The following is a 13193-nucleotide window of genomic DNA, read 5'->3' as shown; positions in this document are numbered from 1 at the left end:
CAGTGTGGTGCGCTACCAACTGCGCCATAGCCCCAAGGCAATATTGAATTTTAAAGTGGAGCTAACGGGATTCGAACCCGTGACCCCCACACTGCCAGTGTGGTGCGCTACCAACTGCGCCATAGCCCCTCATACGAGGTGCAACCTTTAAGATTGCAACTCGTATCAATATATCCGCTCCCCATTCACTCACCAAATCGCGAGTTGGGGCGCTAAATTTACTTCTCAGTAACGATGTTGACCCATTCCATGATGGAGGTCTTGTCATCCTCCGGAATGTCCTTGCCGTCCTTGATAATGCGCGGCGAGGATACGCTGCCGGTTTCCTTTTCAAGCTTTTCGTAGTTCGAGGTCACCAGCGGGTTTCCTTCACCAACCGGGGCTTCCTCAATGGCCTTCACCGTGGCATCATCTGCGCCCAGTTCCTTCGCGGCAGCAGCGAAATCTTCCATCTCCCACTTGTTGTACACCTTGGACTGGTTCTCCATGAGGTACTTACGCAGGTTCCAGTAGAGCGTGGCGTCACCGGTCTTTGCTACCTGTTCCATCGCAGCAGCGGCCTTGGAGGAGTGGCCCGTGTTGGACTTGATGCTCTCCAGGCCGTTCGGGCTGCCGTCGAGGAAGTTGAGGGTGCGCACGTGCACGACGAGCTCGCCCGCATCAATCGCATCCTTCATCTGCTCGTCGGTTTCCTTCGCCAGGTCACCACAGTGTGGGCAGGAGTAGTCCTCGTACAGCTCTACTTCGGTTGCGTCCTTTGCGGCATCCGCAGACTTGAGGGTTACCGCATTGTCCGCGAGGGAAATCTCCATGGAGACATCCTCGGCGGAGTAGTCCCCCAGCGCATCGGTCTGTGCGCCTCGCCCTTGGTAGACGATGTAGCCGATGACCACGGCAATAATAACCAGCAGAACAGCGAGGCCCCAGACGAATCCACTATTACTCTTGGAGTTGGGGTCTTTGACTGTACTCATTGAACAACCTTGCCTTTGATGACGTTATTTCGAATAGATGGAAAGTCTACACACCGTTGTTAAGGGTGCAATGCAAACTTGGTGAAAGGACGCTTGATCGTCCACACCATTAAGACAGAATAGAAGACATCACGCAGCAGTGTCATCATGTAGTTCATCACTTGCGCGTCCTCATCAGGGCTAACGGAGAAACACCCGCAGTCAATCCCGAGTCCCCGCGCCCATGCCTGCGCGATGCCGATCATGAACAGAACGAGGACAATCTGCCCCACCCACGCCGATTGACGCAGGAACAGCCCCAGCAGGAGCAACAGGCCGCCGCACACTTCAAGCGGGCCAATCAGATAGGACAAATAGTGGGACCACTCTGGGGTAAAGATTTCATATGCCTTGATGCTTTGCGATACCGCGAGCTGGTCCGACAACTTCGACGCTCCCGCTTTAATCCACACATAGGCCATATAAAATCGCGCAAACGCACTGATAACGTCCAGCACGAGCGTTGCGCTGATCTTATTTTTAAACACGGGATTAGCCTAACAAGTTACGGGTGGAGAGCGTAACGACGATATGGACGCCAGATCGTCCACGCGGTGAGGATGAGGAAGAAGGCGTCGCGAAGCAGCGTCAGCGCGTAGTTCATACCTTGGCTCACGTCGTTGGGGTCATAGCCAAAACACCCACAATCGATGACTAACCCACGCGCCCACGCCTGAGAAATGCCCACCATGAACAGGACTAGGACCACCGCAGCGACTGCCGACGCCTCCCTCAAGAACAGGCCCAGCAACAGCAGCAGCCCTCCTACGATTTCAAGCGGTGCAATGAGGTAGGCCAAGTACTCGGACCATTCCGGGATGAAGATGCCATAGGCCCGGATGGCCTGTGCCATCTCCATCCGGGCGTCTAGTTTCTGTATGCCGGCGATAATCCACACGGCGGCCATACCGAATCGGGCGAGCGCGCTGGCCAGGTCAAGCACCGAGGCGCGTTGTGTGGCTGTCATAATCCATTAGCCTAGCCCTGAAGTTAGCCTCCCAGAACCTGTGACACCAGCGCTTGCGCCTCCTGCTGCACCTGCTTGAGGTGTTCTTCGCCACGGAAGCTCTCAGCGTAAATCTTGTACTTATCCTCCGTGCCGGACGGGCGCGCGGCGAACCACGCGTTCTCAGTCCTCACCTTGAGGCCACCGATCGCCGCGCCGTTGCCCGGCGCTTCGGTGAGCTTGGCGAGGATCTCCTCGCCCGCCAGCTCAGTCGCCGTCACCTGCTCCGGGGAGAGCTTCTTCAGGATTGCCTTCTGCTCACGGTTAGCTGGGGCGTCGGTACGCGCGTAGGCCGGTGCACCATATTCCTCTGCCAGCTCCGCGTAGCGCTGGGACGGAGTCTTGCCCGTCACCGCCAGGATCTCGGCGGCCAAAAGATCCATGATGATGCCATCCTTGTCGGTGGACCACACCGTACCGTCGAAGCGCAGGAAGGAAGCGCCGGCGGATTCTTCACCGCCGAAGCCCAGGGAGCCGTCGACAAGCCCCGGCACAAACCACTTGAAGCCCACCGGCACCTCAACGAGCTCACGGCCCAAGCTGGCCACGACGCGATCAATCATCGAGGATGAGACCAAGGTCTTGCCCACCCCGGCGTTGCCCCACTGGGGGCGGTGGCTAAACAGGTACTCGATGGCCACAGCCAGGTAGTGGTTCGGGTTCATCAGGCCCGCATCCGGGGTGACGATGCCGTGGCGGTCCGCGTCGGCGTCGTTGCCCGTGGCCAGGTCGTACTTGGAACGGTTATCCACCAGTGACGCCATGGCATCCGGGGAGGAACAGTCCATGCGGATCTTGCCGTCGGTATCCAACGTCATGAAGCGGAAAGTGCCGTCTACCTCGGGGTTCACCACCGTCATGTTGAGTTCGTAATGCTCGGCGATGGCCGCCCAGTAGTCCACCGAGGCCCCGCCCATGGGATCCGCTCCGATGCGCACGCCGGCGTTCTTGATGGCTTTCATGTCCACGACGTTCGCCAGGTCCGCAACGTAGTTGTCCACGTAGTTGTGCTTCACGCAGCGCTCATCCAGCACGCCGTCAACCGCCACGCGTTTCACGCCCTCGAGCCCGGCGCGCAGATAGTCGTTGGCCTTGGCGGCGATCCAGTCGGTGGCATCGGTATCCGCCGGGCCGCCCGTTGGCGGGTTGTACTTGAATCCGCCATCGCGCGGCGGGTTATGAGACGGGGTAATCACGATGCCGTCGGTGCCCGGGTTGGTCAGGATGGCGTGGGAGACGGCCGGAGTTGGGGTATAACGGCCACGGTCATCCACGCGGACCTCCAGCTCATTAGCTAAGAGGACCTCGAGGGCAGAGACCATGGCGGGCTCGGACAGGGCATGAGTATCGCGGCCAATGAAAATGGCGCCCGTGGTCCCCTGCTCAGCGCGGTAGTCCACGATGGCCTGGGTAATCGCCAGAATGTGGGCCTCGTTGAAGGCGGTATCTAAAGCGGAGCCGCGGTGCCCGGAGGTGCCGAAGGAAACCTGCTGATCGGGGTTATCAGCGTCGGGGGTGCGGGTGTAATAAGCGGTGACTAGCTCTGCAATATCGATGAGATCAGAAGGCTGGGCTAGTTGGCCGGCGCGCTCGTGTGCCATGGTGGGTTCCTCCTTGGAAACGTGGATACACCCTAAGCTTGCCTGCTTCACGTCGTTTTCGCATCCCAATTAGGATGGTTCCTATGCCACAGATCCTTCTTGTGGGCTGCGGAACCGCGCTCGGGGCGCTGGTCCGCTTCGTCCTCACTACACTTCTCGGGGGTGGCGCACTGCCGCTGCTCCTCATCAACGTTCTTGGCAGTGCTGTCATGGGCTATGCCAAGCCACCAGCGTTCTGGGGCACGGGTTTCTTAGGCGGCTTCACTAGCTTTGCCGCTTTCGCCTTCCTCACCTCCGGCTTCGGCCCGGCGCAGGCGGGGGCCTACGTGCTGGCGACGGTCGTCGGTTGCACCGCGGCCTACCTCATGGGTGACCGCCTGCAGGATCGGAGGCACGCATGATTCTCTCCATCCTGGCCGTACTCGCCGGTGGCTTTGTCGGTGGCTGCGGGCGCTATCTGCTCACCCGTGTGCTGCCTTCCCCCACATGTACCTTTGCCGCCAACCTCATTGGCGCAGCCGTGGCGGGCGTGGCCTACGGCTATGCCACGCATGCCCACACCCCTGAGTATTTTCTCCCCCTGCTAGCAGCCGGACTCGCCGGCGGGCTATCCACGTGGTCCACGCTGGCCAAGGAACTGGGAGAAATGATAAAGGCCAAGCGCTGGTGGCGCTTGGCGCGTTATCTCTTCTGGACCATCGGCCTGGGAATCGTGGTGGCCTGGCGCGGAGCGTGGGTAGGTTCGCTTCTCGCCTAACCTACCTCGCACGCCCTTGTGCGGCCACATGCTGTACTAGTCAGCGATGGCGTCCAACGGTGGGGTCTGTGCCGCGCGCTGCGCTGGCCATAGCGCTGCCAGCACACCGACGATTCCGGAGCCCACGAACATGACCGCGAGCATCAACCACGGAACCGTCGCGGTATCGAGGCCTTCGTCGGAAAGCACGGAGATGAAGGACCACCCCATCCCCAGGCCCATGAGGATGCCCATGAGCGCACCGAAGAGGGCAATCTGTACCGATTCCACGGTGATCATCGTGCGGATCTGGCGGCGCTGGGTACCCACCGCGCGCAGCATGCCGATTTCTTGTCGGCGTTCGATCACACCCAGCGTGAGGGTATTGACAATACCCAAGACCGCAATGACCACGGCCAAAGCCAGTAGCGCATAGAGAATCGTGAGCATCTGGTCAATCATGCCGGCAGCCTCGCCGGCGTATTCCTCACTGGTGCGCACCTGCACCACGACGAGGTCTTTGACAGACTTCTCCAGGTTGGCGCGCAGTTTCTCCTTGTCATAGCCCTCTTCCGCGTTCACGGAGACCACCATGACGTCGAGACTGCCGGGGTCAACAACGTCCTCCGCCGCGGACTTGGACACGGCCAGACCCGAAAGCATCTCAAAATGCTCATACGTGCCGAGGAGCTTCACCTGCGCGGTGCGGGAGGGATCCGGGCCAGCCAGCTCATAGGACTGACCGACTTCCCAACCCTGCTCCGCAGCCAAGCCGGCCTCGGCGATGAAGCCAGGCTCCTCGCCCGTGTTCACGGCGCCTTCGACCACGGTGAGGTTGAGGATGTCATCGGCGTTGCCATCGATGACCTGGCTTATCAACATTTCCGGGCCATAATTCATCGAAGCCTGGCCATCCACCTGTAGTGGCGCAGTACTCATCGCTACGACCTGGCCAGCGCCCTCGGTATCGCGGGCACGCTGCGCCGTCTCGTTCGGCGTCGGGAAGTTTCCGGACGTCGGACCGGACAGCAAGAAGTCCGCGTGGGCATCCTGTTCGACGGCATCGGCAACCGAGGCTTTCATCGTCGCACCCAACATGCCGATCGAGGTCACCAGCGCCACGCCCAGCATGAGAGCGAACGCGGTAGCCGCGGTTCGGCGCGGGTTACGCGCCGAATTCGTCGACGCCAGCTTGCCCACCGCACCAAAGGGCGCGCCAACCACGCGGCCGATCCCCGGAACGATAGGCAGGGAGATGGCCGGGCCGGCGAGGAAGAAACCAAGGATTAGGTTGAGCGCACCGAGGCCCACGAGGGAGGCGCGGATGCCTGTGGAGGCATCAATAAACACTCCAATAAGCGCGAAGATGATGCCTACAACCAGCAGCAGCCCGCCCAGCACGCTGCGCACAAGCAACGAAGAACCAGCCGCAGACTCGGTGGTGCGCATGGCCTCCACGGGTTTCACCGCACCCGCCCGGCGCGCCGGCGCCCACGCGGAAATGATGGTGACCACGGCACCCAAAAGCAACGGCACGACGACTGCGCTAACGCTCAGGCCCAGACCGCCGCCCATGGGCATGTCCTTGGCTTCAAAAACTGCCTTGATGAGTGCCACCAGGCCCATGCCGGCGATCACCCCCACGGCAGAACCCACAAGGCCCACGATGAAGGCCTCTGTGACCACCGAGCGCGTAATCTGCCCACGGGAGGCGCCGAGTGCACGCAAGAGTGCGAACTCCTTGGTGCGCTGGGCCACGATCATCGAGAAGGTATTCGCAATGATAAACGTGCCCACCAACAGCGCGATGAGGCCGAAAGCGATAAGGAAGTAGTTGACGAATTTCAGTGCAGAGGAAATCTGATCTGAAATCTCTTCAGCCAGTTTCTGCCCGGATTCCGCCTTGACCTCGAAGGTTTCATTGAGGTGGTCTACGAGGGCATCGGCGTCGACGCCCTCGGCCGCCGCGACCTTCAACTGGGCAGAATTGCCATAGCGCTCGACGAAGGCCTCGTGGCCCATGAGCAAGGTCAGGCTGGGGCCTTGGTCCACCGCAGGCTTGACGACGCCCACGACCTTCACCTCATCACGCTGGTCCGGGTGGACCACGAGGAGAGTATCGCCGACGTGGATACCGAACTCTTCAGCGGCGGAATCATTAATGAGGACTTCGCCGGTCCCGTTCGGCTCAGAGCCTTCGACAAGCGTGGCGGGCTCACCGACGGACTGCTCCTCCGGGTAGTAGGGCTGCACGCTGGAGGTGCCCCCACCGGTTTGAAAGGCCTCGGCGTCCTTGTTTGCCACCACGACCGTCTGGCTGCTTTGCATATTCACCGCGCGCACATCGGGGTCGGCGGCGATGTCATCGCGCATCTTCTGATCGAGGTTGGGGCCGCCCTCCTTCTGGCTCACGGCCGCATCCACGCCCGTAAACGCGGTAGATACCGCGGAGTCGAAGGTGCTCGAGAGCGAATTGGTGAACATGAAGGAACCCGAGATGAACGCGGTGCCGAGCACCACCGCCAGCAGGGTCAGGGCAAGACGCAGCTTATGAGCGAGAATGTTGCGCACGGACACCGTGCGCATGGTGTTCTTTGTGGCCATGTTCTAGCCCTCGATTTCTGCCATCACGGCGTGGATGGACTCCATGGTTGGGTTGGTGAGTTCATTCACGAGGCGCCCATCAGCAAGGAAAACCACGCGGTCTGCGTAAGAGGCTGCCTTGGCATCGTGCGTGACGATAACGACGGTCTGACCATCCTTGTCCACGGCGGTGCGCAAAATGTCGAGCACCTCGGCGGAGGAGTTCGAATCCAGGTTGCCGGTCGGCTCATCGCCGAAGATGATCTCGGGGCGCGAAACCAGGGCTCGCGCGCAGGCCACGCGCTGCTGCTGGCCGCCGGAGAGCTCTGCTGGGCGGTGATTCAAGCGCTCGGACAAGCCTAGGCGGGAAGTGACCTCATCGAACCACTCTTTATCCACCTTGTGGCCAGCGATATCGGTGGGCAGCGTGATGTTTTCTGCCGCGGTCAGCGTGGGCACCAGGTTGAAGGACTGAAAGATGAAGCCCAGGCGGTCGCGGCGCAGGGCCGTAATATCCTTGTCACTGAGCTGCGACATATCGGTGTCACCGATGAAGGCCGAACCGGACGTCGCCGAATCGAGCCCCGCCATGGTGTGCATGAGGGTGGATTTGCCGGAGCCCGACGGGCCCATGATGGCGGTGAAGGTGTTGCGCGCGAACTCAACGTCGACGTGGTCCAACGCGGTGACTGCGGTGTCTCCCTGACCGTATTGTTTGAACAGGTCAACGGCGCGAGCCGCAGCAGTCATCGTTGGGGTGGTCATGGACGTGTTCTCCTTATAGATGGGGAAAGTAACGTCACTACCCTATCTTGCCTCGGGTTAAATGTGTGACGCGTGTGGTCTAAAATATGCCCCATGCGCGCATCTCTTTCCGCTCTGGAACATTATGACCGCTGTGCCGAAGCAGCCGCGGCTCAGATCATGCGCCACTACTCCACCAGTTTTTCCCTGGCCACACGGCTTCTTCAGCCGCGAGTGCGCATGGACATCCGAAATTTATATGCCATGGTGCGCACGGCCGATGAGATCGTCGACGCGGGACTCGATCCCCTCGACGCGGCCGCGCTTCTCGACGCCTACGAAACCACCGTCCGCAACGCCCCCTCCCAACGTTTTCACGCCGACCCGGTCGTGCACGCCTACGCGCTGTCCGCGCGGCGCTGCGGGTTCCAGGACGAACACATTGCAGAGTTCTTTGCCTCCATGCGTTGTGACCTCACGCGCACCTCCCACACAGCGGAGTCTTTTAAGGCCTATGTTCGGGGCTCTGCAGAAGTCATTGGGCTGCTATGCCTGGATACTTTTTATGCCGGTGCACCTCGGCCTGACGGCGTCGAAGAAGGAGCGGAGCGCCTGGGTGCCGCGTTTCAGAAGATCAACTTTTTGCGGGACCTGCACGAAGACTCTACTGAGCTGGGCCGCGCTTATTTTCCTACGCTGCGTGAGCCAGACAAACTCGATGAGGAAACGAAGGCCGCGATCATTTCTGATATCCGCGAAGACTTAGCCCATGCCCGCACGGCCATGGACCTGCTTCCCCTTGGCTCCAGGGTGGGGGTAGCCGCAGCGGCGGCTCTTTTCACGGAGCTTACGGATCTCCTCGAGGCCACTCCTGCGCACGAGATCATGACTACCCGCGTCAGTGTGCCCGCTGCGCGGAAAGCTGTCCTCATCAGCCGCGCTGCAGCGCACGCGGCACGAAATAAAGGTTAAAGAACATGAGCAAACATGTTGTTGTCATCGGCGCTGGTATTGCAGGCCTAGCCACCGCTGCCTTGCTGTTGCGGGAGGGGATGCGGGTGACGGTCGTCGACAAGCAACGCAGCGTTGGTGGACGCGCGGGAAGCTTGGCCGTGGATGGCTTCCGGTTCGATACCGGCCCCTCGTGGTACCTCATGCCGGAGGCCTTCGATGAGTTTTTCCGCGCCTGCGGCACCAGTACCGGGCGCGAGCTGGACCTAGTGGACCTCTCCCCTGCCTACCGTGTTATCAACGAAGACGGCGCGGCCCTCGATATAGAAACGGGCGTGGATAACGTAGCAGAGCTTTTTGAATCCTTGGAGCCGGGCGCTGGCGACAAGGTGCGCGCGTATCTCTCCCGGGCCTCCGACGTATACGCCATTGCCCTGCGCAACTTCTTATACACCACCTTCTCCCGCCCCACGCAGCTTCTCAACAAAGACGTCCTCACCCGACTGGGCACGCTCGCGCTGCTGCTGACTCGCTCACTAGATGCGCTGGTGGCCGCCCAGTTTAAGGATTACCGCCTGCGCCAGGTCCTGACTTACCCCGCGGTGTTTCTCTCCACCGAACCACAGGCCGCGCCGGCACTGTATTCCTTGATGAGCCACACCGACCTGGTGGAGGGCGTACGCTACCCCTTAGGAGGCTTCGCGGCTGTTGTCGACGCTATCGCGAGGCAAGCAGCCGGCGCCACCTTCGAGCTTGGCACAGCGGTGGTAGCAATCAACCACGCGCACGGGCGCGCGACGGGCGTCACGCTTGACGACGGCCGCATGATCCCCGCCGACGCCATCGTCTCCGCCGCAGACCTGCACCACACAGAAACCGCTCTGCTTCCCACGGACCTGCAAACATACCCGGAACGCTACTTTGCCCACCGTGACCCTGGCCTGGGCACCGTCTTAGTCTTCCTCGGTGTATTGGGGGCCCTTCCGCAGCTGGCACACCATACGCTGCTATTCAGCACAGACTGGACCCCCGATTTTAGGGCCGTCTACCACGGCCCTGAGCCGTTGCGGCCGTTGGGTTCCTCGGAGTCGATCTATGTTTCAAAAACCTCTGCCACCGATTCCAGTGTGGCTCCGGAAGGCTACGAGAATCTCTTCATCCTCATTCCCGTTCCGGCAGAAGAATCCTACGGCCATGGCGATGCCTACGGCGCTGCGGAATCTCCCCGCGTTAGCGCCATCGCCCGTGCTGCCGTGGCACAGCTGGGGTCCTGGATTGGAATTGAGGATCTGGAGGAGAGGGTCGTCGTCAAGCGCACGCTCGGCCCCGCCGACTTTGCCGAGCAGTACAATTCCTGGTCCGGCGGCGCCGTGGGCCCTGCCCATACGCTGCGCCAGTCCGCATTCTTCCGGGGCCGGAACCAATCCCGTAAGCTGCCCAACCTGTACTACGCCGGTGGCACCACGGTCCCGGGCGTGGGCGTGCCCATGTGCCTGATTTCGGCCCACAACGTCCTCACGCGGATGCGTGAACAGTACTAAGCGTCGAGCTCAAGGGATGCAGGCTTACCGTTGCGTCTTACCTTCACTGTTACGGGGTGACCGCCAAAAAGATAGCCATCATCAAACTCGACGCTGAGGTTGCCACGTTGAGGAACCTCAACGGCAACGGGAGTAAGTTTGGCGTATACGTCGCTGGTAGTAAGTTCCGGCGCCGGGACGCTGTTGCCCTCGGACACGGCAACGTCGTGGCGCCAACGGTTGGCGGCTCGGAGGGCCTTTGCAGCAGCAAAGCGCTGGGCCTCCTCGAGGAACTCGGAACTGAGCACCTTGTTGATCACAGAGAGCGGTGCCTTGAATTTTCGCTTGAGATTCGTACTCTCCGCGAGAAGAAGCTCCTCCCCTTCATACACGATGCTGATATCAATTCCGAGTTCTTCTGCTCTACCTTCGAATGTATCTGTACAGCGGTCGAGCACCAACGGACCGAATGTGGAATCAAGCTCTACCGGAACGTCAATCCGGGCAAGAAGCTGCTCCATGGCTGCATCGGCTACATCTGGAAGAATCTCCCAGATATCGACATAGTGCTCTTTGCTCCTCTCGTGGAAGTGGTGGCTACCCCGAGCATGAAACACCCTGAAAGGCTCAAGTTCTGTAATTTCACGCGGATCCCACAGCGTTTTTCCTGCGACTGTCTGGAAGAGCTGCGGATAGCGCACTGCGATGTCGCCAGTAATCAGCTCGCCTTCCGGCAACAGCTTTAAAGCAACTCCAGGCAAGCTCATGAGCTGAATGTGCGTTTTGTCCTCAGCATAAGGATCATCACTCACCGATTTCTTCGGCGCGGCTGCCACGACGAAGAGAAACTCTGTTTCTTCGAAGCTCAGTATCGTTTTAACAACGTCATGGTCCGAAAATTCACGGTAGAGGGAAAGCATGTCGCAATAGTACATCTGCGAAAAGGCCGTGCAGCGCTGCATAGCGTAGTCTGAGGAGGTTGACGTCGAGTGGAAAGGCGAAGCGATGGCAGAAACTATTGAACAGGCCAGCGAGGCCGTAGAGGCATGGCTGAAGCAAGAAGACGCTATTGATCCTAAAAAGGCCCCTCGCCTCCAGGAACTCTTAGCTCGCGTTCCCCGTCAAGAGCTCATCGCGATTGTAGAGCGCCAGAATGCGCTCCGCGCTGCGCTAGCCCTCCGCCTGCTGCCACGGGAAAAGTCCATCGCGGTCTTTGATGCGCTCGATGCAAAGCACCAGGCGGACATCATTGATGAGCTGGGGAATGCCGATGTTTATGAATTCTTCGACGAGTTGGATCCCGAAGACCGCGTGGCGCTCTTGGATGAGCTGCCCGCCGAGATTGCGGATCGCCTCCTCCGCTCACTAACCCAGACGCAGCGCGATGTCACCGGAGTGATCCTTGGCTACACGAAGGGCTCCGTCGGCCGTCGTATGTCGCCAGAGGTGCCCGACATTCACCCGGAAATGAGCATGGAAGATGCCCTGCGCACACTACGCGATACCGCCGATGAACTGGAGACCATCTATACCGTTCCGGTGACGCGCAAGGACCGTCGCCTGGTGGGCGTCGTAAGCCTGCGCGATCTCTTCACGGCGAAGAGGGGCGTGCTCATTGAGGACATCATGAAGGAACCGGTTTATGCGCGGGCGACTGCTGACGCTGAAGAAACCGTACGGTGGTTCCTGCCCCTCGATATGCTGGCGCTGCCGATTGTGGATGATTCCCACCGCCTCGTTGGTCTTCTTACGTGGGACGATGCCACGGACATCATGGAGGAAGAGGACAGCGAGGACTCGGCTCGTTCCGGTGGTACGGAAGCGCTCCAGCAGCCTTACTTGTCGACGCCGTTGCTCAAGCTCGTTCGCTCCCGCATTCTCTGGCTGCTCGTGCTCGCTGTGTCAGCGTTGTTGACCGTGCGGGTTCTCGATTCCTTCGAGGACACCCTGGCCAAGGCGGTCGTACTTTCTCTGTTTATCCCCCTCCTCACTGGCACGGGCGGCAATACAGGAAACCAGGCGGCTACTACAGTGACCCGTGCGCTCGCGCTTGGCGACGTCCGAACGCGCGACCTCCTTTCCGTAATGTGGCGCGAGCTGCGCGTCGGAATGCTGCTCGGCGCCGTACTCGGACTGGCTGGTCTCGTCTTGGCGACGGTGGTCTACGGCCTCGATATCGGTATCGTGATCGGCTCCACCCTGTTTCTTATTTGCTCGATGTCAGCGACCGTTGGCGGCCTCATGCCGATTGTGGCCAAGACGGTTGGTGCGGACCCTGCTGTGTTTTCTAACCCGTTCATCTCCACGTTCTGTGACGCGACGGGCTTGATTATCTACTTCTTCATCGCAAAATCGGTGTTGGGGATCTAGGGCATCTAGCCCACTAAGACCCGCTAAGCTCCATCGCGCGACCTGCCTAACTAACTGCGGCCGCGCTAGAGCCTCACCATCCTCCTGGACACAGTCCCTGGCGCACGCTAGAGCAGCCGAGCTTCCACCTGTATGGCACCGGCGGCACTTACTATGTGGTTGCCGATGTGTCTTCTACCGGCTTAAGCGGCATTGACTTCTGCATGCAGCTGCCCGAAACGAAGGGCGTGGCCGCCATCCCGCTAGCCGCCTTCACGGACAACCCGGAACCGTGGAAGTGCAAGGTGCGCTTTGCTTTCTGCAAGCGCCCTGAGGTCATCCGGGAGGCAGTCTGCCGCCTCACTGCTGCCTCTTAGAGGCTTAGCTGCAGCAGCACGTAAAGAGCGCAGGCCCCTACCTGTACTTTCGGGTCTGTATTTTTGGGTGTCTTTGGACGTGGGGTTCAGTCGGCTGCTAGCGCAGCACCGTAGATGGTTTAAAGGTGCCATCAACGGGTTAATGCTGGGCCCGCCCCCTCTTTTGTTGTTGTGGGGGGACGGTGAAAACCGCAAAACGAAAAGAGAGAGACCGTTGAAACAGTAGTGTTTCAACGGTCTCTCTTTGTTGTGTATTGAGTTGTTTGTTTTGTTTGGTGCCGGCGGTTTCTTACTCTCCCACAACCTCCCGGTT

The 13193-nt window shown here is 60.1% G+C and carries 13 protein-coding genes and 1 tRNA gene; 6 read left to right on the top strand and 8 right to left on the bottom strand.

Annotation, left to right across the window (positions count from 1 at the left end):
* Nucleotides 1-56 precede the first annotated feature (56 nt).
* The 5 genes from HMPREF2781_RS10625 to pgm form a co-directional block, all read right to left on the bottom strand.
* Nucleotides 57-129 (bottom strand) — tRNA-Ala (locus HMPREF2781_RS10625).
* Nucleotides 130-218: 89 nt separating this feature from the next.
* A complete protein-coding gene (locus HMPREF2781_RS10620; protein WP_070645891.1) occupies nucleotides 219-974 on the bottom strand; it encodes a DsbA family protein in 756 nt (251 codons plus the stop codon).
* A 59-nt stretch (nucleotides 975-1033) separates the two neighbouring features.
* Nucleotides 1034-1501 carry a MauE/DoxX family redox-associated membrane protein gene (locus HMPREF2781_RS10615; RefSeq protein ID WP_070446099.1) on the bottom strand — a complete coding sequence of 156 codons (468 nt, stop codon included), beginning with the start codon at nucleotides 1499-1501 and terminating at the stop codon, nucleotides 1034-1036.
* 17 nt (nucleotides 1502-1518) lie between these two features.
* Nucleotides 1519-1980: a MauE/DoxX family redox-associated membrane protein gene (locus HMPREF2781_RS10610; RefSeq protein WP_070645889.1), complete on the bottom strand. Its 462-nt coding sequence runs from the start codon at nucleotides 1978-1980 to the stop codon at nucleotides 1519-1521.
* A 23-nt stretch (nucleotides 1981-2003) separates the two neighbouring features.
* On the bottom strand, nucleotides 2004-3620 hold the full coding sequence (pgm, locus tag HMPREF2781_RS10605; protein ID WP_070645887.1) for a phosphoglucomutase (alpha-D-glucose-1,6-bisphosphate-dependent): 1617 nt from the start codon (nucleotides 3618-3620) through the stop codon (nucleotides 2004-2006).
* A gap of 83 nt (nucleotides 3621-3703) precedes the next feature.
* On the opposite strand from pgm, the gene HMPREF2781_RS10600 reads away from it, so the two are divergent.
* Together HMPREF2781_RS10600 and HMPREF2781_RS10595 are read left to right on the top strand one after the other, a co-directional pair.
* Complete coding sequence (locus HMPREF2781_RS10600; RefSeq protein ID WP_070645885.1) at nucleotides 3704-4021, top strand: fluoride efflux transporter family protein; 318 nt, start codon at nucleotides 3704-3706, stop codon at nucleotides 4019-4021.
* Nucleotides 4018-4377 carry a FluC/FEX family fluoride channel gene (locus HMPREF2781_RS10595; protein ID WP_070446091.1) on the top strand — a complete coding sequence of 120 codons (360 nt, stop codon included), beginning with the start codon at nucleotides 4018-4020 and terminating at the stop codon, nucleotides 4375-4377. The genes HMPREF2781_RS10600 and HMPREF2781_RS10595 overlap by 4 nt, the downstream gene beginning before the upstream one ends.
* 36 nt (nucleotides 4378-4413) lie before the next feature.
* On the opposite strand, the gene HMPREF2781_RS10590 is transcribed toward HMPREF2781_RS10595, so the two are convergent.
* Together HMPREF2781_RS10590 and HMPREF2781_RS10585 are read right to left on the bottom strand one after the other, a co-directional pair.
* Nucleotides 4414-6960, bottom strand: coding sequence for an ABC transporter permease (locus HMPREF2781_RS10590; RefSeq protein ID WP_070645884.1), 2547 nt, complete (start codon nucleotides 6958-6960; stop codon nucleotides 4414-4416).
* 3 nt (nucleotides 6961-6963) lie between these two features.
* Nucleotides 6964-7704: an ABC transporter ATP-binding protein gene (locus HMPREF2781_RS10585; RefSeq protein ID WP_070446086.1), complete on the bottom strand. Its 741-nt coding sequence runs from the start codon at nucleotides 7702-7704 to the stop codon at nucleotides 6964-6966.
* A 93-nt stretch (nucleotides 7705-7797) separates the two neighbouring features.
* On the opposite strand from HMPREF2781_RS10585, the gene HMPREF2781_RS10580 reads away from it, so the two are divergent.
* Nucleotides 7798-8655, top strand: a complete 858-nt coding sequence (locus HMPREF2781_RS10580; protein WP_070645883.1) for a phytoene/squalene synthase family protein — start codon at nucleotides 7798-7800, stop codon at nucleotides 8653-8655.
* A 5-nt stretch (nucleotides 8656-8660) separates the two neighbouring features.
* Nucleotides 8661-10175 (top strand): phytoene desaturase family protein, encoded by a 1515-nt coding sequence (gene crtI, locus HMPREF2781_RS10575; RefSeq protein ID WP_070645881.1) that lies wholly within the window; start codon nucleotides 8661-8663, stop codon nucleotides 10173-10175.
* Here crtI and HMPREF2781_RS10570 read toward each other — a convergent pair.
* Nucleotides 10172-11074 (bottom strand): DUF2262 domain-containing protein, encoded by a 903-nt coding sequence (locus HMPREF2781_RS10570; RefSeq protein WP_246821851.1) that lies wholly within the window; start codon nucleotides 11072-11074, stop codon nucleotides 10172-10174. The genes crtI and HMPREF2781_RS10570 overlap by 4 nt on opposite strands.
* Before the next feature lie 85 nt (nucleotides 11075-11159).
* On the opposite strand from HMPREF2781_RS10570, the gene mgtE reads away from it, so the two are divergent.
* Nucleotides 11160-12524: a magnesium transporter gene (gene mgtE, locus HMPREF2781_RS10565; protein ID WP_070645876.1), complete on the top strand. Its 1365-nt coding sequence runs from the start codon at nucleotides 11160-11162 to the stop codon at nucleotides 12522-12524.
* A 167-nt stretch (nucleotides 12525-12691) separates the two neighbouring features.
* Nucleotides 12692-12880 carry a hypothetical protein gene (locus tag HMPREF2781_RS10560; RefSeq protein WP_246817280.1) on the top strand — a complete coding sequence of 63 codons (189 nt, stop codon included), beginning with the start codon at nucleotides 12692-12694 and terminating at the stop codon, nucleotides 12878-12880.
* Nucleotides 12881-13193 lie beyond the last annotated feature (313 nt).

Origin of the sequence: Corynebacterium sp. HMSC062A03, assembly GCF_001811145.1 — a bacterium.
GTDB lineage: Bacteria > Actinomycetota > Actinomycetes > Mycobacteriales > Mycobacteriaceae > Corynebacterium > Corynebacterium aurimucosum.
The sequence above is the reverse complement of the archived record's forward strand: the minus strand, read 5'-3'. Positions and strand labels throughout refer to the sequence as shown.

Coding starts and splice junctions, on each gene's coding strand:
- HMPREF2781_RS10620 (WP_070645891.1), bottom strand. CDS start 974: ATGAGTACAGTCAAAGACCCCAACTCCAAGAGTAATAGTGGATTCGTC.
- HMPREF2781_RS10610 (WP_070645889.1), bottom strand. CDS start 1,980: ATGACAGCCACACAACGCGCCTCGGTGCTTGACCTGGCCAGCGCGCTC.
- pgm (WP_070645887.1), bottom strand. CDS start 3,620: ATGGCACACGAGCGCGCCGGCCAACTAGCCCAGCCTTCTGATCTCATC.
- HMPREF2781_RS10600 (WP_070645885.1), top strand. CDS start 3,704: ATGCCACAGATCCTTCTTGTGGGCTGCGGAACCGCGCTCGGGGCGCTG.
- HMPREF2781_RS10595 (WP_070446091.1), top strand. CDS start 4,018: ATGATTCTCTCCATCCTGGCCGTACTCGCCGGTGGCTTTGTCGGTGGC.
- HMPREF2781_RS10590 (WP_070645884.1), bottom strand. CDS start 6,960: ATGGCCACAAAGAACACCATGCGCACGGTGTCCGTGCGCAACATTCTC.
- HMPREF2781_RS10585 (WP_070446086.1), bottom strand. CDS start 7,704: ATGACCACCCCAACGATGACTGCTGCGGCTCGCGCCGTTGACCTGTTC.
- HMPREF2781_RS10580 (WP_070645883.1), top strand. CDS start 7,798: ATGCGCGCATCTCTTTCCGCTCTGGAACATTATGACCGCTGTGCCGAA.
- crtI (WP_070645881.1), top strand. CDS start 8,661: ATGAGCAAACATGTTGTTGTCATCGGCGCTGGTATTGCAGGCCTAGCC.
- HMPREF2781_RS10570 (WP_246821851.1), bottom strand. CDS start 11,074: ATGCTTTCCCTCTACCGTGAATTTTCGGACCATGACGTTGTTAAAACG.
- mgtE (WP_070645876.1), top strand. CDS start 11,160: ATGGCAGAAACTATTGAACAGGCCAGCGAGGCCGTAGAGGCATGGCTG.